The organism is Paraburkholderia acidiphila, assembly GCF_009789655.1.
GTDB classification, from domain to species: domain Bacteria; phylum Pseudomonadota; class Gammaproteobacteria; order Burkholderiales; family Burkholderiaceae; genus Paraburkholderia; species Paraburkholderia acidiphila.
Map to the genome: position 1 here is coordinate 447,520 of NZ_CP046911.1, position 20,312 is coordinate 467,831.

General features: G+C 65.5%; 17 protein-coding genes. 5 read left to right on the forward strand and 12 right to left on the reverse strand.

Annotation, left to right across the window (positions count from 1 at the left end):
* Positions 1-6: 6 nt before the first annotated feature.
* Positions 7-1,422 carry a heavy metal sensor histidine kinase gene (locus tag FAZ97_RS26260; protein ID WP_158762423.1) on the forward strand — a complete coding sequence of 472 codons (1,416 nt, stop codon included), beginning with the start codon at positions 7-9 and terminating at the stop codon, positions 1,420-1,422.
* Here the strand turns inward: FAZ97_RS26260 and FAZ97_RS26265 are convergent.
* From FAZ97_RS26265 to FAZ97_RS26275, 3 genes are read right to left on the reverse strand one after another with little or no spacing between them, the layout of a single operon-like run.
* Positions 1,397-2,881, reverse strand: coding sequence for an efflux transporter outer membrane subunit (locus tag FAZ97_RS26265; protein ID WP_158761429.1), 1,485 nt, complete (start codon positions 2,879-2,881; stop codon positions 1,397-1,399). The two genes, FAZ97_RS26260 and FAZ97_RS26265, sit on opposite strands and share 26 nt — an antisense overlap.
* Before the next feature lie 12 nt (positions 2,882-2,893).
* Complete coding sequence (locus FAZ97_RS26270; RefSeq protein WP_158761430.1) at positions 2,894-4,126, reverse strand: efflux RND transporter periplasmic adaptor subunit; 1,233 nt, start codon at positions 4,124-4,126, stop codon at positions 2,894-2,896.
* A 10-nt stretch (positions 4,127-4,136) separates the two neighbouring features.
* On the reverse strand, positions 4,137-7,349 hold the full coding sequence (locus tag FAZ97_RS26275) for an efflux RND transporter permease subunit (protein ID WP_158761431.1): 3,213 nt from the start codon (positions 7,347-7,349) through the stop codon (positions 4,137-4,139).
* 273 nt (positions 7,350-7,622) lie between these two features.
* Between FAZ97_RS26275 and FAZ97_RS26280 the strand changes: the two genes are divergently transcribed.
* The 3 genes from FAZ97_RS26280 to FAZ97_RS26290 all read left to right on the forward strand — a co-directional run bounded on the left by FAZ97_RS26280 (position 7,623) and on the right by FAZ97_RS26290 (position 8,836).
* Complete coding sequence (locus FAZ97_RS26280; protein ID WP_158761432.1) at positions 7,623-7,970, forward strand: DUF4148 domain-containing protein; 348 nt, start codon at positions 7,623-7,625, stop codon at positions 7,968-7,970.
* A 236-nt stretch (positions 7,971-8,206) separates the two neighbouring features.
* Positions 8,207-8,512, forward strand: coding sequence for a PilZ domain-containing protein (locus FAZ97_RS26285; protein WP_158761433.1), 306 nt, complete (start codon positions 8,207-8,209; stop codon positions 8,510-8,512).
* 69 nt (positions 8,513-8,581) lie between these two features.
* Complete coding sequence (locus tag FAZ97_RS26290) at positions 8,582-8,836, forward strand: hypothetical protein (RefSeq protein WP_158761434.1); 255 nt, start codon at positions 8,582-8,584, stop codon at positions 8,834-8,836.
* 23 nt (positions 8,837-8,859) lie between these two features.
* Here FAZ97_RS26290 and FAZ97_RS26295 read toward each other — a convergent pair whose 3' ends face one another.
* The 8 genes from FAZ97_RS26295 to FAZ97_RS26330 all read right to left on the reverse strand — a co-directional run bounded on the left by FAZ97_RS26295 (position 8,860) and on the right by FAZ97_RS26330 (position 16,637).
* The gene (locus FAZ97_RS26295) at positions 8,860-10,647 is read right to left on the reverse strand and encodes an FAD-dependent oxidoreductase (RefSeq protein WP_158761435.1); all 1,788 of its coding nucleotides are present in this window, start codon (positions 10,645-10,647) and stop codon (positions 8,860-8,862) included.
* A gap of 196 nt (positions 10,648-10,843) precedes the next feature.
* Complete coding sequence (locus tag FAZ97_RS26300; protein ID WP_158761436.1) at positions 10,844-11,203, reverse strand: hypothetical protein; 360 nt, start codon at positions 11,201-11,203, stop codon at positions 10,844-10,846.
* Positions 11,204-11,320: 117 nt separating this feature from the next.
* Positions 11,321-12,988, reverse strand: coding sequence for a glycoside hydrolase family 44 protein (locus FAZ97_RS26305; protein WP_158761437.1), 1,668 nt, complete (start codon positions 12,986-12,988; stop codon positions 11,321-11,323).
* 373 nt (positions 12,989-13,361) lie between these two features.
* Positions 13,362-13,793 carry a lytic transglycosylase domain-containing protein gene (locus FAZ97_RS26310; protein WP_233271920.1) on the reverse strand — a complete coding sequence of 144 codons (432 nt, stop codon included), beginning with the start codon at positions 13,791-13,793 and terminating at the stop codon, positions 13,362-13,364.
* 112 nt (positions 13,794-13,905) lie between these two features.
* A complete protein-coding gene (locus FAZ97_RS26315) occupies positions 13,906-14,256 on the reverse strand; it encodes a hypothetical protein (RefSeq protein ID WP_158761439.1) in 351 nt (116 codons plus the stop codon).
* 4 nt (positions 14,257-14,260) lie between these two features.
* The gene (locus tag FAZ97_RS26320; protein WP_407671908.1) at positions 14,261-14,605 is read right to left on the reverse strand and encodes a hypothetical protein; all 345 of its coding nucleotides are present in this window, start codon (positions 14,603-14,605) and stop codon (positions 14,261-14,263) included.
* Between the two features lie 297 nt (positions 14,606-14,902).
* The gene (locus FAZ97_RS26325) at positions 14,903-15,196 is read right to left on the reverse strand and encodes a GYD domain-containing protein (protein WP_158761441.1); all 294 of its coding nucleotides are present in this window, start codon (positions 15,194-15,196) and stop codon (positions 14,903-14,905) included.
* 34 nt (positions 15,197-15,230) lie between these two features.
* Entirely contained in the window at positions 15,231-16,637 is a 1,407-nt protein-coding gene (locus FAZ97_RS26330; RefSeq protein WP_158761442.1) for an FAD-binding oxidoreductase, read from the reverse strand.
* A gap of 580 nt (positions 16,638-17,217) precedes the next feature.
* Between FAZ97_RS26330 and FAZ97_RS26335 the strand changes: the two genes are divergently transcribed.
* The gene (locus tag FAZ97_RS26335) at positions 17,218-18,678 is read left to right on the forward strand and encodes a mechanosensitive ion channel family protein (protein ID WP_158761443.1); all 1,461 of its coding nucleotides are present in this window, start codon (positions 17,218-17,220) and stop codon (positions 18,676-18,678) included.
* A gap of 30 nt (positions 18,679-18,708) precedes the next feature.
* Here the strand turns inward: FAZ97_RS26335 and FAZ97_RS26340 are convergent, their stop codons facing one another.
* The gene (locus FAZ97_RS26340; RefSeq protein WP_158761444.1) at positions 18,709-20,262 is read right to left on the reverse strand and encodes a phospholipase D family protein; all 1,554 of its coding nucleotides are present in this window, start codon (positions 20,260-20,262) and stop codon (positions 18,709-18,711) included.
* Positions 20,263-20,312 lie beyond the last annotated feature (50 nt).

Below are 20,312 nucleotides of genomic sequence, written 5' to 3' on the forward strand. Positions count from 1 at the left end.
CCGCGCATGGCGGTGCGCTCGCTCGCCACCGGCCTTGCGCTGAGTTTCGCGGGCACGACGCTCGCGGTATTCGCGCTCGTGGGCAGCACGCTCTATTTCACGCTGGACCGCGAAGTGAAGCAGCAGGACGACCTCGATATCGTCCTGATTTCGCGGCATACGCGTCGCCTCGCGCAGGAGCTGCACAGCGAGCACGACGTGCGCGAACATGCGGAGCGGCTTACGAGCCAGGTGCTCGGCAACCCCGCGCTGTCCATGGAAATTCTCGGCACCGGCGGCGCGCAACTCGTTGAACACAACACGGCGGGCATCGCGGACGCGGCGTTTCCCGAAGCGGCGCTCGCCCGGCGCCTGCCCCCGGCGCAACGCATCATCGAAGGCGACGTGGTGGAGTGGCGCAACGCGCGCGGCGTGCCGGTGCGCGGGCTCGCCACGGACGCCGCGCTTGCGGACGGCACGCCGGTCACCATCGTCATCGCGCGCGACATGACCGACCGCTGGCGCCTGCTCGACCATTATCGCGAGCGGCTCTATGGCTTCGGCCTTGCAGGCATGCTGCTCGCGTTCCTCATGAGCTGGCTGCTCGTGCGCGAGTCGCTGCGCCCGCTGCGCGAGATGGCGGCGCGCGCGGCCATGGTCACGGTGGACCGGCTCGATACCTCCATCGAAGTCGAGGGCGCGCCAAGCGAACTGGAAGCGCTCACGAAGTCGCTCAACGCCATGCTCGAACGCCTGCACGGCGGCTTCGAGCGCATGTCGCAATACACGGCGGATCTCGCGCATGACATGCGCACGCCGCTCGGCAACCTGCGCGGCGCAAACGAAGTGGCGCTCGCGCGCGAGCGCAGCACCGCCGAATACGAGGCGCTGCTCGAATCGAATCTGGAGGAATGCGAACGGCTTTCGCGCATGATCGAAAGCGTGATCTTTCTTGCGCGTGCGGAGCACCCGCAATTCATGACGACGCTCGCGGAATTCGACGTGCGCGATGCGCTCACCCAGATTGCCGAGTACTTCGAAGGACTCGCGGACGAGGCGGGTGTGCAGATCCGCGTGCAGGGCGCGGGCCGCCTGCGCGCGGACAAGGAACTGTTCCGGCGCGCCGTGGGCAACCTGCTCGCCAATGCGCTGCGCTATACGCCGCGCGGCGCGGCAATCACCATGAGCGTCGAGGAGGCGCCGACGGCCGTCGAAGTGACGGTGGCCAATCCTGGCGCGCCCATCGACGCCGCGCTGCTGGAGCGCATTTTCGACCGCTTCTATCGCGCCGATGCGTCACGGCACAGCGAGCCGCGCGCGGGGGGCTCGGCGGGTCTGGGGCTGGCGATCGTGCGCACGATCATGGCGCTGCACGGCGGCTCGGCGCGGGCCGAAAGCGACGCGGCGGGTACGCGGTTCATCCTGAGGTTCGCGCGCCCTTAGCGCTCAGGTCGCGCAGCGCCGCGCGGTCCCAGCCGCCGCCAAGCGCCTCCAGCAGTTGCACGCTCGCATCGAGCCTTCTTCCGGCGATTTGCTCCTCGTTGCGTTCGTTCGAGAGCGCGATGGTCTGCGCTGTTACGACATCAAGATAGTTCACCGCGCCCGCCTGATAGCGGTTGGTGGTCAGCTTGAGCGAGAGTTGCGCGGCGGCGCTCGCGCGTTGCTGGCTTTGCGCTTCGCTGGCCAGCGTGTCGAGCGCGCTGAGGTTGTCCTCCACTTGCTGGAACGCTGTGAGCACGGTTTGCCGGTAACCGGCCACGGCGGCGTCGTATTGCGCGTTCGCGCCTTTGAGCGTGGCGTCACGCCGGCCGCCGTCGAAAAGCGTGCCCGCGAGTTGCGAACCGAGCGACCAGAAAAGGCTCGGCGCACTGAGCCACGGCGCAAAGAACGTGCTTTCGAGGCCCGCCGTGGCGGAGAGCGTGAGGTCGGGGTAAAAGGCCGCGTGCGCTTCGCCGATTCTTGCATTGGCCGCCGCCACGCGCCGTTCTGCAGCGGCGATATCGGGACGCCGTTCGAGCAGCGCCGAGGGCACGCCTGCGGGGATGGACGGCACGACAACAGGATCGACGCGCGGCGGAAGGCTGAACGTCGAAGCGGGTACGCCGATCAAGGTGGCGATGGCGTGCTCGCGTTGCGTGCGCTGCACGTCGATGTCGCTGTCGGCCGTGCGCGCACTTTCGAGCTGCGTTTGCGCCTGGGCGACGGCGGAAGCGTCAATTGCGCCATCGGCTAACTGCTGCTGCACGATGCGCAGCGCGGCGGTGTACGCGGTCACGGTGTCGTCGAGCAGCTTCTTCTGGCGGTCGAGCGAACGCAAATCGAAGTAGTCCGTAGCAAGCTGGCTTGTCATCGAAAGGCGCACCGATTCGAGGTCGGCTTGCGTGGCCTGCGCGTTGGCGTGCGCTTCGGTGGTGGCATCCTTCACGCGCCCGAACAAATCGGGTTCCCAGCTTGCCGTGAGCCCCGTCGAATAGTCGGGAATCGTTTTGCCCGCAAGCGAATGGTCCACGAGATTCTGCGAGGTCCGGTAGCGCTGCGCCGCCACGCCCGCCGTGACGACAGGCGCATAACCCGCGCGTTGATAGTCGATCATCGCGCGCGCGGCTTCGAGATTGGCGACGGCCTGGCGCACGCTCTGGTTCGACACATCGACGCAGGCTTCGAGCCGGTCGAGATCGTTGTCGCCGAAGAGGGTCCACCAGGGACCGCGCGGTTCGGCGTCGCCGGGCGCGGCGACGTTCCAGCCGGGCGTTGCCAAGGGTGGTGTGGTTTGGGTGGCGTAGTGCGCGGGGACATCGGCCGAGGGCACGCTGTAATGCGGCAACGTGGTGCACGCGGTGAGGGATGCCGCCGTGCAGGCCACGGCGATCCGGCGCAGCGCAGGCAAAGGGCGTTCGAACATGATGAGCCTCGCTTACGCTTTCGCTGGCGTCGAGGTCGCCGCGACGCGCACGCGCTGGCCGCTGGCAATGGCGTCGCCGGGGTTGTCGATGACGCGGTCAGCGGGCGTGAGGCCCGTCGCGATCTCCACATACGTGCCGAAATCGCGGCCTATGGTCACCTTGCGTAATTGCACCGTGTTTTTGGCGTCGACCACCGCGACTGTCACGCCGTCCGGGCGGAACAGCAGCGCGCTCACGGGCAATTCGAGCGCTGGCGCGGCTGCCGTGAGCGCAAGATGCACCTGCGCGTAGGCACCGGGCATCAGCGCGCCGTCGTGGTTGTCCACATCGACTTCCACGCGCAACGTGCGGCTCACGGGGTCGATCACGTTCGAACTGCGCGCGACGCTCGCGTCGAAACGGCGTCCCGGATATTGTTGAGTCGTCAACCAGACGGTCGTGCCCGGCGTGACGAGACTCGCGTCGTCCTGCGGCACGTCCACGTATACGCGCAGCCGGTCGGTCTGTGCGATGTGGAATAACTCGCCGGGCATGGTGGCGAGCCCGGGCGTGCCGCCCGCCGTGACGAGCGCGCCCACCTGCACGTTGCGCGCGGTAATCACGCCGTCGAAGGGCGCCGTCACGTTCTGGTACGAAACGAGCTCCTGGAGCCGCGCCACGTTGGCCTGCGCGGCCTGCAGCGTAGCGAGTTTCGCGGCGGCGTCGCTCGTTTTCGCCTGGGCGTCCTGATCGGAAACCGATTGCGTCTGCAACATCGTCTGCCAGCGCTGCGCCGTGCTGCTCGCGAAGCGATAGTTGGCCTGCGCCGTCGCTTCGTCGGCGCGCGCCTGCTGGAGTTGCGCGTCGAGTTCGGGCGTGTCGATCTGCGCGAGCGTCTGGCCGGCCTTCACGTGCGCGCCGATATCCGTGTACCAGTGCTGCACGTAGCCGCTCGTGCGCGCATAGATCGAGGCGTCGGCCCACGACATGATCGAGCCGGGCAGCAGCAGGTCCTGCGTGGCGGGCGCGCGCGTTGGCGTGAGGGTGGAGACGATCAGCTCGCGTTGCGCCGCGACCTGCCGCGCTTGCGCCGTGCGCGCTTCGAGCCGTGGCGCGATGCCCGCTGTGAGGAGCGTTGCGGCGATGGCGAGGCAGGTGAGGCCGATGACGACGGTCGTGCGCTTGCGTGCGGCCCCGACGGCGCTGGCGGATGCGGCCGGTTGCGCCGGGCTGTCGCGATGCTCGCGCGGAGTGAGCGGGTTCATTCTGGAGTCCTTATTCAACGTGAGTGGTTGCACCGGCTTGCGCAGCGTCGCTGGCGTCGTCGCGCGCGGCGCGGCGTTTCGCGAGCCAGCCATGCACCATGCCGAACACGACCGGCACGAATACGAGCGTGGAAAGCGTGCCGATGGCGAGGCCGCCGATCACGGCGCGCCCGAGCGGCGCGTTCTGTTCGCCGCCGTCGCCGAGCCCCAACGCCATCGGCAGCATGCCGATCAGCATGGCAAGCGCTGTCATGAGCACCGGGCGAAAGCGGTTGAAGCCCGCGTCGAGCGCGGCCGTGAGCGGCTCCATGCCCGCGGCGAGCGATTCGCGCGCCGTATTGATGACGAGAATGCTGTTCGCCGTGGCAATCCCCATGCAGAGAATCGTTCCGGTGAGCGCCGGCACGCTGAGCGTGGTTTGCGTGACGAACAGCATCCACGCGATGCCGGCGAGCGAGGCCGGCAGGCCGCTCACGATGATGAGCGGGTCGAGCCACGACTGGAAGTTCACGACCATCAGCAGGTAGACGAGCGCGATGGCGAACACGAGTCCCGCTGCGAGGCCGCTGAACGACGCGTTCATCGACTGCACCTGGCCGCGCATCACGATCGACGAGCCCGGCGGCAATTGCGCGCGCGCCGCGTTGACGAGACGGTTCACGTCGGAAGCGACGCCGCCAAGATCCCGCCCTTGCGTCGAAGCGAAGATGTCGAGCACGGGCTGCACGTTGTAGTGCGAGACCACGGCCTCCTGCTCGCTGCGCGTGACGGTGCCGAGCGTGCCCAACTGGCTCTGCGGCGTAAACGTGACGGATTGCGACGTCGTCACCGGAATATTGGTGAGCGTTTGCAGCGAGTGAATGTCGTACTGCGGCACCTCGGTCACGAGCGGGTAGCTCACGCCGTTCTTGGGATCGAGCCAGAAGTTGGGCGTGGTTTGCGAGCTGCCCGAGAGCGCGATGAGCAGGTTTTGCGCCACGTCGTGCTGCGTGAGGCCCGCTTGCAGCGCCTTCGTGCGGTCCACATTCACGTTGATGGTGGGCGCGTCGCCGGGCTGCTGGATGCGCGCGTCGACGAGGCCGCGCACGCCGCGCATTTCGTCGAGCAGGCGGTTCGCCACCACGCGGTTCTGCGCGAGCTTGTTGCCGACGATCTGCACGTCGATGGGGGCAGGCAGGCCGAAGTTCAGGATCTGGCTCACGATATCGGCAGGCAGGAACGCGAACGTCACGCCCGGAAACGAGGCGTTGAGCACGTTGCGCAGCTTCGCGACATATTGCGCGGTGGGCTTGTGATTCGGCGCGAGCGTGATGAGGATGTCCGCATCGGCGGGGCCGATAGGGTCCGACGAGTCGTACGTGAGGTTGATGCCGCTCACCGGCACGCCGATGTTGTCGAGCACCGCGGCCTGTTCGGCGGGCGGAATCACGCTGCGGATCTTCGCTTCGACTTCATCGGTAATGCGGGCCGTTTCCTCGATGCGCGTGCCGGTGGGCGCGCGCAGATGCAGCCGGATTTCACCGGTATCGACGGCAGGAAAGAAGTCGCGGCCCGTGAACGGCACGAGCACGAGCGAGCCGATGCAGAGCGCGACCCACAGCACGACGAAACGGCGACGCCGTGCAATGGCCACCTGAAGCAGTGTGCGATAACGGTTGCGCACCGCTTCGAAGCGATGTTCGAAGCCCGCCTGAAAGCGCGTCAATACGCCGGCAATGCCGCGCGAGGGCGCCGCGCCCGGCGTGCGCGCGCGCAGCAGGTACATGGCGAGCGTGGGAATGAGCGTGCGCGAGAAGAAGTACGACGCGCACATGGCGAACACCACGGCTTCGGCGAGCGGCACGAAGAGATAGCGCGCGACGCCCGAAAGCAGGAACATCGGCACGAACACGATACAGATGGAGAGCGTCGAAACGAAGGTCGGCACGGCAATTTCGCCGGAACCGTTGAGAATGGCGTCGTGCAGCGGCGCGCCGCGCTCCAGATGATGCGTGATGTTCTCGATAGCGACGGTTGCGTCGTCAACGAGTATGCCGACGGCGAGCGCAAGGCCGCCGAGCGTCATGATATTGATGGTTTCGCCGAGCGCCGCGAGCGCGATGAGCGAGGTGAGCACGGCCAGCGGAATCGTCACGGCGATGATGAGCGTGGCGCGCCAGCTGCCGAGAAAAAGCAGGATCATCGCGGCGGTGAGGCAGGCCGCGATGAGCGCTTCACGCACCACGCCCGAGATTGCCGACTTCACGAATACGGACTGGTCGGAGAGCGGCGTGATCTTGAGCGCTTTCGGCAGGCCGGCTGCGATCTTCGGCAGCATCGCCTTCACTTGCTGGATGATCGTCAGCGTCGAGGCGCTGCCGGTTTTCTCGACGGTAAGGAGTGCCGCGCGTTTGCCGTCCGCGCGCACGATATTCGTTTGCGGCGCGTAGCCGTCGATCACATGCGCCACGTCGCGCACGTAGACCACGCTACCGTTCACGGTCTTGATGGGCAGATCGTTGAGCGCCGCAACGGTTTGCGTGCTGCCGTTCATCTCCACGTTGTATTCGCGCGAACCGATCTTGGCCGTGCCGCCGGGCAGGATGAGGTTCTGGGCGTTCACGGCGTTCACGACGTCGGCGGGCGCGAGCCCTTTTGCCTGCAGCGCTTTCGGATCGAGCTGCACCATGATCTGGCGGATCTTGCCGCCATAAGGCAGCGGCACGGCCGCGCCCTGGACGGTGGCCAGCTGCGTGCGGATAAAGCTGTTGCCGAGGTCGTAGAGCGACTGCTCGGGCAGTGTCGCGCTGGAGAGCCCCAGTTGCAGCACCGGCACCGTCGAGGCGTTGTACGTGATGATGTTCGGCGGCAGCGTGCCCGGCGGCAGGATGCGCAGGATCGAAGCGGAGTTCGACGCCGCTTGCGCAATGGCGCGGTTGATGTCCGCGCCGGGATGGAAGAACACTTTCACGACCGAGACGCCGTTGAGCGACTGCGATTCGATGTGCTCGATGTCGTCCACGTCGGAGGTCAGGGCGCGCTCGTAGTTCGAGGTGATGCGGTGCGCCATGTCCTCGGCGGAGAAGCCGTTGTAGGTCCAGACGATGCTGACCACGGGGATATTGATGTTCGGAAAAATGTCCGTGGGCGTGCGCATGATGGCAAGCGGCCCGAGGATGAAGAGCAGTACGGCCAGCACGATGAACGTGTAAGGCCGCCTGAGAGCCAGTTTGACGATCCACATGACGGTGTCCGGGTTGGGGCAGGATTGGCGCAAGTATCGGGAGGGCGCGCTTACCCGGTGCTGACCTCGACATTACGGATTTGTCATCTTTGACGCGAAGGATGGTTCGCCGCTGTGCGTGCGTCGCGCCCAGATAACGAACTCGTAATCGGCAGGTCAGCATTGGGTCAGCGCCGCGCGGCCAGAATGCAGTCAACCTTCGCGACATTGCCGAGGGCGGCCAAGACGGCATCGCTTCCCGATGCAGCGGCCATTCATTGAGAGGTGAACATCATGAAAGCACTCGTTTCCACTTTGCTCGTTGCCTGCGCTCTGGCCGCTCCGGCTGCCGCTTTCGCACAAAGCGCTACCCCTGCCAACACGCCGGTCACGCGTGCGCAGGTCGTTGCCGATCTCGTGCGACTGGAGCAGACGGGGTACCGTCCGACGGCCAACGATCTCAACTATCCGGACGACATTCAGCACGCGGAGGCGATCGTCGCTCAGGAGCAGGCGCAGACGGCACAGCAGGCCGCGCCGGGCAGCACGGCGGTGGGCGGCGTGGCGATGACGGGCAGCTCGGACGCGGGCGCTCCGATCGTGGCCAGCGTTGGTGGACGGTCGATTTATGCGGGCCACTGAACGAGCCAATGAGCGCTCGAACGCGGCGCGGATGGCCCCGGCGAAAAAGCCGGGTGCCGCCGCGTATTCCGATTGATTGAATCAAACGTTTGCGTGAACGTAATGCGCGCGCTACCCCCGTCACGCTGCCACAGGCACGTTAGAATCCCGACCCTCAATAAAAACGAAACGTTCGAACGGGTGTCATGCGTATGCGAAGTGGACTGGATATGCGTCGGGAGGTCCGAACGCCGCTGTTGTTCGCCCCGCTGCTTCTGAACAAGGACGGCAGGGCGCTCGCGCAGGTCGCCGACCTCAGCTCGCGCGGGGCGCTCCTGCACGCGCGCAACGGTCTGCTCTTTCGGGGAGAGACGGTCTCGGGCTGGCTGCAGTCGGCGCCGATCGACGACGAAGGCGAAATTGTGCTGGCCGTCGCGCTGGATGTCCGCTGGATCACCGAAGATCAGGAAAGAGGATGGAGCCGCGTGGGTTGCGAGGTGCATCCACTGGATGGGCGCTCGATGGCCCGTCTGCAGGACCTGATTGCGAAGGCTGCGCCCTAGGGTCTGTTCACATTAGAGAAATCGTGCGTGGCCGCTAAAGTTTGTAAGCCGGCCGCCGAAAATCCATGCATGGCGCACGAACAACCCAAACCCCCTCCACACGATCCGATCTGGGCAGAAGCACGGGCGCTGGAGGCCAGCATCCGTGCGATCAGGCGCGCACAGGGAAAGATGAATCCCGAAGATTGCGTGCCGGGCAGCCTGGAAAGTCTCGCGGTCATGGAAGCATTCGTGCGCGATGTCGGGCGTGTGCTTGCGCTCGATATGCGCGAGCGCGAAAAGGAAGATGACAGCGATGTGAACGGGATGGGTCCGGCTGGGTAGGCCGAGGCTCATCACCGCAAAGCTCAAGCCCCCACAGGCGTGAAGCCATCCGCACTCCAGTCCTCGCTGCCCACGCCGTGATGCACGAAAAAGAATCCTTGCGGATCGTAGCGACCCTTGATCGCCTTCAGCCGCGCGTAGTTGACGCCCCAAAACGCCGCGCGCCAATCCTCGCGAAAAAAATCGGTCTCCGAAATATAAGAGCCGCCTTGCGGCGATAGCGCCTTGAGAATGGCCGCAGCCCTGGCCACATTCGCGGCGTTGCGATGCGCCTGCGACATGTCGGGCGGGGCGATGGGGAGGCCCGGAAAGGGCGGTGGGCCGCCTGTGGCGACGATCGCGAGGCCGAAGGCGTCGGCCACTTTCGGATTCATCGCGCACTGACGCGCCGCTTCGTTCACTTCCGGCGGTGCACCGGCAAGTCCTTTGTTGAAATGCAGTTCTACGGCTTGATATTGGGCTGCCGCGACGAAGGCGTCCACAAGCCGGCCGCGTTGCGCCGGTTCGAGCAAGGCCGCGGGCAGCCATTGCGACTCGTAGGCGTGCAGGAACGCGGAAGCCTGCTCGGCGTCGCCTTGCCACCAGCCGTGGTTGTGGGCGGCTTCGGCGCGCGGGTCCGCCACGAGTCCCGAGTTGGCTTCGACGTCCCACCAGCGGCGCGACGGGCCGGCGCCGATGCGAGGTGCCTCATCGAATGCGAAGTCCGCCGGCGAGGCGCGTAGCCATTCGATGAAAGGCGCCCACACCGATTTCGCCTCGTGGTCGTCGAGCCCCTGGCACACCATCGCCACCTCGATCTCATCGCTGTGAAAGACGAATCGCTCACCCCATGCGGGGTTGAACAGATGGTCTGCATAGTGATCGATCAGCCGCGCAGCCAGCCGCCGGTAAGCCTCGCGCGACGAAGCCTTGACCTTGAATCTGGCCCAGCCGAAATGTTCGGGCAGGTCATGGGTCTGTAGCGTGATCCGGGTCGCCACGCCGAAGCTGCCGCCGCCGCCCTTGAGCGCCCAGAATAGATCGGGCTCCTGGCACGCGTTCACCGTGCGCACAGCGCCGTCGGCGGTCACGATCTCGGCCTGCAGCAAGCTTGCGGCCGCGAGGCCATAACGCTTCGACCAGGACCCGAAGCCGCCGCCCAGCACGAGGCCCGCCACGCCCACCGTCGTACATCCGCCGCCCTGAACGTAGCGTCCCGCCTGAGTCGTGACAGCGGTGTAGACGTCGATCCACATGCAGCCTGCCTCGAGCGTCACAGCCGGCTTCGGTGGCGTCGGGCAGCCGGCGGGAACGAACGCATCGTGGAGTTCGATGCGCTTCATGCCGCGCGTCCAGATCAGAAGCGAATCTGGCGCGTTCGAGCCGCCAAGGTAACTATGGCCGCCGCCTTTGACCACGAGGCGCAAATTGTGTTGACGCGCAAAGTTGACGCCCGCAACGATGTCCGCGGTCGAACGGGCCGCCACTGCGTAGGCGCTTGCGTTCACCGTCCAGGCATCGAGCCAGCCGGAGATCTGGGTGGCGCCGGCGTCGTCGCCGAGCGCGAACGGGTTGCGCGCTTCCTTGAGTCTCGCGAGGCACGCTTGCGCATGTGGCGCTTGCGCGCAGGTTTGCCAGATCGTCGTGGGTTGCAGCAGGTTTCCGCCGAGCGCCTCGTTCAACGCGTCCCATTGCGGCGCTTTGGGCCACGCGGGGTCGCCGGGCCGCACACGGCCCGCGCGAGACGACGCGGGCAGCGCGTCGGCGAAGGCCGAGGCGGTGGCGAGGCACGGCAACGCGACAACCCCCTTCAGCAGGCTTCGTCGTTTCATGACGGCTGATCTCCTCGCGATGGGTAAAACGCTTAGTTTTCCCAATTATGATACTTTCGCGCAGTTGCGGCGCTACGGTTTCGATACCCAGGGCCGCGACGGTCGCGAGGTCGATCGTTCCCCGCCGCAACTTGATACGCCCTGGGTGGTGCGCGAAACGTCGAGGAGATCGGCGGCGAGGTATCCTCGCCCCCCGTTATTGGTCAGCCGGGGACACGACGCTCGGGGTCGCGAGCGAATTGTTGCTCTTCGGGCCGCTGGTGTGGGGCGCCACGTCGGGGTTCGTGCTCTGCCGCTGGGGTGAGTTCGGCGGGGCCATGCCCATGCCGCTATCGGAGTTCGTGCCGCCCGGCATGCCGTAGCCGCTCGATGTGTCATTCATCGGGTTCGTTGTCGTCGTGGCGCCGGGCGCGGCGCCAGGGTTCGAGGAACCGCTAATGCCCGTGCCTGTGTCCGCGGGCGCCGCGGGGGCCATTTGTGCCGTTTGTGCATACGCACCGCCGGACAGCGCGAGCGCCGCGGCGGCCGTGATTAGCATGCTGGTTGCCTTGTTCATGATCCGTACCTCCTTGAGTGACGAGGGTATCGACACAGACGTTGCCGCCTGCTTGACCATGAATTCCGCAATCGCCGTGCCGCTTGCGTGCGCTTTTCGCCGCGCCGGGCGCGGGCGTCACTCCTGGTGCGCCTCTGCCCCGCGCAGCACGAACAGCGTCACGCTCTGCGCGGGCAGGCTCGCACGCAGCGTGCCATCCCGGTAGCGCGCGTTGGGCAGGCGCAGCAGCCGGTTGTCCGCGAGCTGCCAGGTTTCGGCCACGCCGCTCGGCGCAAAATGCCCGAGCGCGACGGCGGCATCCGCCGGGCGGTCCAACTGCTTGTTGATGACCACGAGCGTTAGCGCGTGGTCGCGCTCGCGCAAGGCGGCGAACGCGGAAACCGTGTCCGGGTCGTTCGCGCTGGCGGCGACGCTGGTCGCGCCGAACGCCGCGCCGTTGCCGTCGTAGTTGCGGTAAAGCTTGAACGCCTTGTACACCGGCATGGAAGGATCGAGCGTGCCCCAGCGCGTGGCGATATCGAGCCCTTCGCGGCCGAAAATGCCGAGCACGTCCGCCTGGGCCGTCGCGCCGTTCATCAGCGTGCCGCCGCCCCAGTTGTATTCCGTGATGCCGATGAGCGTGCCTGGGTAGTAGTACGTATCGACCCAACGGCGCATCAGCGGGATCAGCGCCACGACGCTATTGATCCACGTGGGGTCTTTGTAGTTCGGGTCCCACAGGTCGCGCGTGGAGCGGTTGCGCATGAGCGCGACGGCCTGCGAGTCCGCCCCGCCCGATTCGGCATATTCGCCGCCCTGCGGGTAGAAATGGAGGCTGAACACGTCCACCGGATGGCCCGCCGCTTTCCATTGCGCGAGCAACCAGGGCACATAGGGCATGCCCTGCGTTTCGCCTGCGCGATCGGGCGTGTGGTCGAGGCCGTGGTCCGCTGCGTACTGCTGGTCGAAGCCGCTGTAGAAATAGCCTGGCCAGCCCCATTCCTCCGGCGCGACGATCTGTGCGTGCGGGTCCGCCGACTTCACGGCGCGCGAATAGGCGATCACCTTGCTGGCGACTTCGCTCGCATGCGCGCCCGTGGGATGCACGTCGCGGTGGTTGATGTGCCAAAGGCTCGGCTCGTTGTCGAGCGCGTAATAGCGCACGCCGCCCCCGCTCGCGCCGCCGAACCGCTTGACCAGATCCGCCACGCGCGCCTGTTCGTTTTGCGGGTCGTCCGGTGTCGAGGCGTCGTTCGCGTCGTTGCCGTCGATCGGCTTGCCGCCTGCCGCTACGCCGTTGCCGGCGTCGGCGTGGCCGTTCACGTCGCGGTTCGGCTGCGGGCCGTATTTGGCGATCGAAAAACTTGCGAGCGTCTCGCGCGCCGGCCCGAGTTTCGCCACACGGCCGAGCATCGGAATGGTCACGATGGGCGTGGCGCCCGCCGCCTGGGTGAGCGCGACGAAGCGCTCGCCGAACTGCTCGTTGATATCGGCGGGATTGACGGCGACGCTTTCGAAATACCAGTCCTTGCCCGCGTTGCGCGCGTCGATGCGCCAGTTATAGGCCGACGCGCTGTTGCCGCCCGAGCGGTTGACCGGCACGCGCAGGTCTTGCAGGACGGCAGGCGTGCCGAAATTGATGCCGTAAATCAGCGGGCTGATGGGGTGCCGGTCCGCCGCGGCGTCCACCGAAATGGCCACTGGCAAGGGCGTGCCGGAGTTCGCGGCGGTGCAGGCCGCGGCGCCTGACATCAGCAGCGCGCCGGTCAGTAGCGTGTGAAGGTAGGGGCGCTTACGGCGAGGCATGGTGAACCCGCAATTCGGCATGGTCGGCAAGAGCTTCGTGTTCGCTGCGCAACTCGCCGACGCGCTGGATAGACGCGAAGATCGCGAGTATCCCTGAGGTTTCGCCCGGCGTGAGCGTAGGTGGATAAACAAACGAAATGGCAGGAGGTAGACGAGCGAGTCGAACAGCGCACCGATCAGGCCGTACTCGAACTCCGGATGTTTTCTTACGTATTATATGTGCAGGCGAATCGTCGCTGCTGGTCCGGAACCGCACCTGTATGGTTATTGAGACGAGAACGAGGCCTGGGTTGCGACTCGCGACGCGCTTTATTCGGCGGCGAGCTGCCGTTGCGCGTACAACTAATGCGAAGCGAAGCCGCGCGGGCCTGGTTCATCGCCCCGGCTGCAACTGGCCCCAGCTCACGAGAATGGCCTGAATGCTGCGCGCGTAGGCATCGCGCTCGTGCGGCGATTCCGAGTGGTACGCGCCAATGGCGCGCCATGTGTTGCCGTATCGCACCATCTTTTGCTTGAGCAGCCACGCGGCCACGAAGATATTCACGCACGGGTCCGTGAGGGCGCCGTGCGGAATGCCCTCGCGGGAAAGCTCCGAAAAGTGGATCGAGTTGATCTGCGCTTGCCCCACGTCGATCGAGCCGTTGGCGTTGTGATTGACGGCCGCGGCGTCCCCTTTCGATTCGCGCCATGCCACGGCGCGCAGCACGAGCGGATTCACGCCCTGGTAGGCGCCGGCCTTTTCAAAACACTCGTCGGCGGGCGGCGCGGCGTGCGCGGCCGTTGCGCCGAGCGCCGCGAGGCACATGAACGTCACCCAGGCGCGGACGACTCGGGATCGCAGGCTCAGGGCGTGGGTCTGCTGCGGCATGGGGCGAAGCTCCGGGTTAGGCGTCGCTGCGCGACATGAATGCGCGACGTTACTGCGCGAGAGCGGAATCGAGTTGCTGCTCGATGTCCTTGAGATAGGCGCGCGAAGTGTCGGAGACAACGAGGCGCGGCGTGGGCATGGCGCAGTGGCAATCGCGCTGACGCACCTTCTTCTTGTTGTGCGAGGACGAATGCGGCGCGGGCACCTCGTCGTCGTCGCCGCTCGAGGGCGGCAGCATGGCGAGCGTGGGCAGCGGCGGATAAACCTTGTCGGCGGCGGGCGTGGCGGCAGCGGCAACGGTGGTCGCCGCCCCGGTGGCAGATGTGCCGGTAGCAGGCTGGCCGGCCCAGGCGACGCTACAAAAGCAGAGTGCGGCGGCGGCGCAAACGATTGGACGCATCGTGTCAGCTCCCCGCATGCAACGGCTCGATCGAGACGCTGTACGTCTGGTTCGCACCGGCCGTCAGGTTTTCGAGCGTCGGCTTGGATCCCTGCGCGGGCACGCCGCGCCAGATGGCCTGATTGATGTACTTGAGGTCCTGGCCGAGCGCCGTCACGCGGATCACAGTGGGCTGCTTCTGCGCGGCGGCGAGCGCGCCCGCCTTGGCGAGCACCGCGCTCAGTTGCGGGTCGTGCGCGCCGAGCGCATCGGCGGGAATGTCGAACTTCATGATGACGTTCGACACGGCAGGTTTCCCGGTCTGTGCCGTGGTGGGCGGCTGCAGTTGCGCGCAGCCTGTCATAACCATTACGGCAAGTAAAAGTAAAGCGCGCGTCACGGCCGGGGTCTCCAAAAATACGTGGCGATGTACGCGTTTTCGGCCTCGCGCGCGCGGACTTGATACCCGGCCGGCAAACGTTTGCCAAAAAGAAAGAGTTCGCTCGCGCAGTGCCGCTTCCCGGAAGGTCGCTCGCGCCGAGGCGGCGTTCGGGCAGAGAACTGCCTCCCGGATCTCACGGGAAATGCGCCGCGCATGCGGCGAATAGGTATGAAGAATATTGAGCGGCGGCGCGGCACCGGCCCAGGTGCCGCGCGCCGGCTTGCTTTAATTGAGCTTGCCGAGCACCGCGCTGAATTCATCCTTGGTCAAGGCGCGCAGCGTTTGCGTGCGGATATTGCCGAGCGACCCGAGCGCGAGGCCGAACGCCATGAAGCTTTGCTCGTCGGGCGCTTCGATGACCGTAACGATGTCGTATTTCCCGAGCGTCCAGTAAATCTGCTTCATTTCACAGCCGAAAGTCTTGGCCATTTCCGCGGCCTGACCGGCCCGCTGCACGCTGTTTTTGACAGCGCGAATCCCCTGGTCGGTGAATTGCGCAAGCACCACATAGGTCGACATGACGATTCCCCTTACGATGACATCGAAACGCGGATTACTGGCTCCCCTCGGCCGACCCATCGGGCCGGATGTTCTGGTTATGGCGGAAAAGATTGTGCGGGTCGTAACGCGTCTTGACTTCGACGAGACGGCTCATGTTCGGACCATAGGCGGCTTCGACGCGCGTGCGTTCGTCGTCGGTGAGGAAGTTCACGTAGACGCTGCCGAGCGCATACGGCGCGGAAGCTTCGAAAAAGTCACGCGCCCACGCAACGCAGCGGGCGTCGTCGGCGGCATCGGACCAGCGGCCGTGCACGTTCATCACGTAGAGCGCGTCGCGATTCGGGTAGGCCATCGCATCGGGCGCGACGCGCAAGGTCGCGCCGCCGATTTGCCCGAAGAATATCTCGCACTCGGGCGAGGGCAGCCTGGCGATGGCATCGGTCAGCGTGTCGATGAGACCGTCGGGCAAGGTGGCGAGATTGTGCGATTTCCAGTAGTTGCGCGCGCCCGGCGTGAGAAGCGGATCGAATGCCTGTTGCCAGGCGGCGTACGGCATCGGCCCGAGATGCTCGCCATAAGGCTTGCCGAAGCGCCGCACCCCCTCCACTGCGTTCGGCCCGTTTTCGAGCGGCCCCGAATAGCAGATCGCGAACGCAATGATCGGCTTGCCGTGCACCTCGGGCGGCAGGAACGGCAGCGGCGGTGCGAGGCGCGACACGCTCCACACCGTCAGGTCTTCGGGCATCGTGCTGGCCGCCTCGCGATACTTCACGAGCGCTTCTTTCGCGGCGTCGAACGGCAGCACGACGAGTCCGCCATAAATCTCGGGGCCGACGGGGTGAAGCGCGAACTCGAACATCGTGACCACGCCGAAGTTGCCGCCGCCGCCGCGAATGGCCCAGAACAGGTCGGCGTTGTCGTCGGCGCTCGCGCGTAGCAGTTCGCCGTCGGCGGTCACGACATCGGCGGCGATCAGGTTGTCGACCGACATGCCGAAGCGCCGGCTCAGCCAGCCGAAGCCGCCGCCGAGTGTGAGACCGGCCACGCCCGTAGTCGAATTGATGCCAAGCGGCGTGGCGAGGCCGAACGCCTGCGCTTCATGGTCGAAGTCGCCCAGCGTCGCGCCGGGTTCCACATACGCGCGGCGCGTGGCGGGCTCGACTCTGACCGACTTCATCAGCGAGAGGTCGATGACGATGCCGCCGTCGCAGAGCGCGCTGCCCGCGATATTGTGGCCGCCGCCGCGCACCGCAAGCGGCAGCCCCGATTCACGTGCGAGCGCCACGGCTTGGCGCACGTCGGCGCAGCCCCGGCAGCGCACGATGAGCGCGGGGCGGCGCTCGATCATCGCGTTCCAGATCTGCCGGGCTTCTTCGTAGCCCGCGTCGCCGGGTTGCAACGCGTCGCCGCGCAGCGCGCTTTTCAATGTGGCGATGGATTCGCTCGACAGGCTGGACATGGCACACCTCTCAATTCAACGGATCGGACACACGCGCACCCATGGACGGGCATGCGTTTTCATGGAATGAACGGAACTGCGGGCGACCGCTTCAATTGTCGAATCAATGCGGCTGACGCATGCGCGAAACGCGGCGTGCGTCCGGTCGGGAAAGCGGGAAGGAAGGGCTTTCGAAAAGGGCGGCGGGGGCAGCCACAGACCGGGCGCGAGGGAACCCGGCGGCGAGCGCCTCGTGGCATTGCCGGGCTTCACCCCAGGCTGCCGCCAAGCCTCGCATTTTCATTAGATAACCTAAATTACGCAGCCTGATAAATAAAACCGCGAGCAATGAATTCAGATTATTGTTGCATGGATTTGCTTTAACAGTTTAGCAAGCGAAATGCATGGTTTCTAAGATTTTCGCGCATGCAATGCACGTGAGAACCGGCCCCGCGCGGCGCACGTTTCCGGCGCCCCGGGTCCGGAGCGCCGCCAAACGTCAATTGCCACCCGTTCGCCCCGGCAGGTTCGTCCGTGGCAGAATCAACCGCGTCCTGCAGTCCCAACATCAGCGTCAGGCCTTTCCAGCCGGGAGCCGCTCGTGAAATACCCGCTAATCGTTGGTTTGAGTATCGTATTCGTCGATGTCATCGTGTGGCGTGCGCGGATTCCGCCGCAGGATCTGATCAGGCTCTTCATACGGCTCGCGCTGTTCGCGGCGCTGAGCTGGGTCCTGTTTTCATCGGGCATGAATCCGTTCGGGCAGGCGCCGTACCTGGACGCGCCGGAGCTCCACTGGCTGGCCCAGGTTCTGGAAATCGTCTGGTGGCTGATGGCGGCGCGGCTGTTCACCCTGTCGCTCGACTCTCTGCTGCTGCCGCGCGCCTGGCGCAAGCAGCGGCTCTTTTCGGACGTTTTCGGCGCCGTTGTTTTTCTCGCGGCGGTGGTGGCCGCGCTCGCGTTCGTGCTCGAGCTGCCCGTGCGCGGTCTGGTCGCAACATCGGGCGCACTGGCAATCGTGCTCGGCCTCGCCATCCAGAGCACGCTCAGCGACGTTTTCGCCGGTATCGTGCTCAACGCCACGGAGCCGTACACGGTTGGCGACTGGGTCGTGATCGACGATGTGGAAGGCAAGGTCGTCGAAATGAACTGGCGCGCCACGCACCTGTTGACCGGCCAGGGAAACACGCTGATTGTCCCGAACGCGATGACTTCCAAGGCGAAAATCTCGAACAACAGCAGGCCGGCAAACGTTCACGGTCTTTCACTCGTGCTTGAGATCGACCCCGAAGCACGGCCGAAGACCGTGATCGACGCGCTGGAGCGCGCGCTGACCGGCAGCAACGCCATCCTCAAGACGCCAGCGCCCTATGCCCGCATGCAGCGCGCCACGCTGAACTCGATCCATTACGAGGTCGTCGGGTTCGTCGACGACATGAGCAAAAAGCGCGTGACGTCCAACGAGCTGTTCGACTTGTGCTACCGGCACCTGGCGGCCTCCGGCGTGTCGTTGCGGGCACTGGGCGTGCCGGCGCCGGTAATGGAAGCGCATGACGCGAAGGAGGCGCTGCTCAAGCGCGTGTCGCTGTTCGAAAGCCTGAGTGCCGATGAGGTGACCCAGCTCGCGAAGCGTCTTTCCCGGCACGAGTACCAGGCCAATCAACAGATACTTGCGCCGGATACCGTGCCGGATAGTCTTGCCATTATTTACGCGGGTGTACTCTCGGTGACTTTCCGTGAAGCTTCGGGCGAGCGCGAACTTGCCCGGATCGGACCGGGCGAAGCGTTCGGCGAGGCGGGGCTGCTGGCGGGCCTGCCCATGCATGTGTGCATTACCGCGCTGACGCCGACGGTCCTGTTCGAAATCGGCAAGGACGACATGACCGCGTTCCTGAAAGAGCACCCCGAAGTCGCGAAGCAACTGTGCCAGCTATTGGCATACCGTCAGGACAAGATCGCCAAGTTGACGACCGCGCTTCCCGCCGAACAGGAGCAAGGCCATTCCCTCTTCGAGTGGCTCTTCGGTAAGGTGCGCAATATCCACTCGCTGTACGATTCCTGACGGGCTCGATTTCGGCGCACCCTCCAGCGCCTACAGCTCGGACTCGATCGGCAGCAGGCCCAGGAACCAGACGCCGGTACGCCGCATGAAAGATACATCGGGATCCGAATCATATTCGGTCACGGTCCCGTTCGCGGCGGTGTCGATCCAGACGATCCGCGTCTTGCCGTTGGCGTCCGTGCGTTGCTCGACTCGCCAGGCGATCTGGTCCAGTTGCGGCTCGACGTCGTCGATCACCTGGCCGGCAATCGCCGGGCTGTCGCACAGCACGCCAATTTCCGTATTGAGTTTGCTCGAGCGAGGGTCGAGGTTCATCGAGCCAATGAAGATGCTTTGCCGGTCGAACACGTAGGTTTTCGCATGCAGCGAGGCCCTCGAAGAACCAAAGAACCTTCGTTGTGCCTTCACGTTGGACGCACCAACCGGCTTCAGTTCATAAAGCCGCACGCCGGCCGCGAGGAGATCGTCGCGATAGTGGTCATAGCCCGCATTCACGGCGACGACGTCGGTTGCGGCCAGTGAGTTGGTCAGTACCGTGACGCTTACCCCGTGCCCGGTCAGATCGCTTAGCCACGCAACGCCCGCTTTCCCCGGTACGAAGTAGGGGGAGATGATCAGCATCTCGTGCGTGGGTTTGAGCTTCAGCGCCGCAAAACGCGTCATGAGGTGGCCTTGCGCGTCGCCCGGATCGCGGGTGATCTTGGACGGGTCGTCGTACAGGAGCGTGGCCTTCCCCCAGGAGAAGTTCGTGTCACCCGCCGCGAGAGCTTTGGCCAGCCGTTGTCTGGCTTCCACGACATAGGGCGAGTCATGCTCCGACTGGACGTACTCGTCCAGCTTCGCGCGGTAGGCGGCCAATGCGGACGGATCCGCGGGGTGTCCCATCAATTGTTCGATCGAATAGCTCGAATCGGAATTCCAGAACGCGTCAAAGACGTTGGAGACCTGTCCGACAATGGGGCCGTGCACCAGCACATCCAGATCGCCGAAGGCAACGGCTCTCGACGCGCCGAAGTATTCATCGCCGATATTGCGGCCGCCAAGGATCGCGGCCTCATTGTCGGCAACGAGCGCCTTGTTGTGCATGCGCCGGTCGACGCGGGAGAATTCCAGCGCGGACGACAATGCCTTGAAGCGGCGGCCCGCAACGGGATTGAAGAGCCGTATCTGCACATTCGGGTGCGAGCTGAGCGTGAGCAGCACCTGGTCGTCCGCATTGGTGCCGAGGTCGTCGAGCAGGACACGAACGCGCACGCCGCGGTCTGCCGCCTTGAGTACCGCCGCCGCCAGTTCGTGGCCGGTCAGGTCGTCGTGCCAGATGTAGTACTGCAGGTCGAGCGAGCGCTGCGCCTTTTCGGTGAGCACGACGCGGGCCACCAGCGCGTCGGTGGGGTCCGGCAGCAGGTGAAATGCGCTTTCGTCCGGATGGCGCTGCGCTTCGGGGGCGAAGAGCGTGCCGAGCGGCGTGGACGCCGTGTCCTGCAGCGCGAATGTCTGCGGCCGGTTGGTCTGCGGCGGCAGACTCGCGCACGCGCTCAACACACAGGCAACAACGATTACGATGAGACGCTGAAGCTTTGTCATGTTGACACCTCGCTGGAGCATCCGGTCGGAACGAGTCCCGCTTCACACGG

Bases quoted from the DNA above. Each gene is read 5' to 3' on its own strand.
- FAZ97_RS26280 (WP_158761432.1), top strand. From the start codon at position 7,623: ATGAAAGCACTCGTTTCCACTTTGCTCGTTGCCTGCGCTCTGGCCGCT.
- FAZ97_RS26270 (WP_158761430.1), bottom strand. From the start codon at position 4,126: ATGAACCCGCTCACTCCGCGCGAGCATCGCGACAGCCCGGCGCAACCG.
- FAZ97_RS26290 (WP_158761434.1), top strand. From the start codon at position 8,582: ATGGCGCACGAACAACCCAAACCCCCTCCACACGATCCGATCTGGGCA.
- FAZ97_RS26315 (WP_158761439.1), bottom strand. From the start codon at position 14,256: ATGCGTCCAATCGTTTGCGCCGCCGCCGCACTCTGCTTTTGTAGCGTC.
- FAZ97_RS26340 (WP_158761444.1), bottom strand. From the start codon at position 20,262: ATGACAAAGCTTCAGCGTCTCATCGTAATCGTTGTTGCCTGTGTGTTG.
- FAZ97_RS26295 (WP_158761435.1), bottom strand. From the start codon at position 10,647: ATGAAACGACGAAGCCTGCTGAAGGGGGTTGTCGCGTTGCCGTGCCTC.
- FAZ97_RS26330 (WP_158761442.1), bottom strand. From the start codon at position 16,637: ATGTCCAGCCTGTCGAGCGAATCCATCGCCACATTGAAAAGCGCGCTG.
- FAZ97_RS26320 (WP_407671908.1), bottom strand. From the start codon at position 14,605: ATGGTTATGACAGGCTGCGCGCAACTGCAGCCGCCCACCACGGCACAG.
- FAZ97_RS26260 (WP_158762423.1), top strand. From the start codon at position 7: ATGGCGGTGCGCTCGCTCGCCACCGGCCTTGCGCTGAGTTTCGCGGGC.
- FAZ97_RS26300 (WP_158761436.1), bottom strand. From the start codon at position 11,203: ATGAACAAGGCAACCAGCATGCTAATCACGGCCGCCGCGGCGCTCGCG.
- FAZ97_RS26265 (WP_158761429.1), bottom strand. From the start codon at position 2,881: ATGTTCGAACGCCCTTTGCCTGCGCTGCGCCGGATCGCCGTGGCCTGC.
- FAZ97_RS26275 (WP_158761431.1), bottom strand. From the start codon at position 7,349: ATGTGGATCGTCAAACTGGCTCTCAGGCGGCCTTACACGTTCATCGTG.
- FAZ97_RS26305 (WP_158761437.1), bottom strand. From the start codon at position 12,988: ATGCCTCGCCGTAAGCGCCCCTACCTTCACACGCTACTGACCGGCGCG.
- FAZ97_RS26325 (WP_158761441.1), bottom strand. From the start codon at position 15,196: ATGTCGACCTATGTGGTGCTTGCGCAATTCACCGACCAGGGGATTCGC.
- FAZ97_RS26310 (WP_233271920.1), bottom strand. From the start codon at position 13,793: ATGTGCCTCGCGGCGCTCGGCGCAACGGCCGCGCACGCCGCGCCGCCC.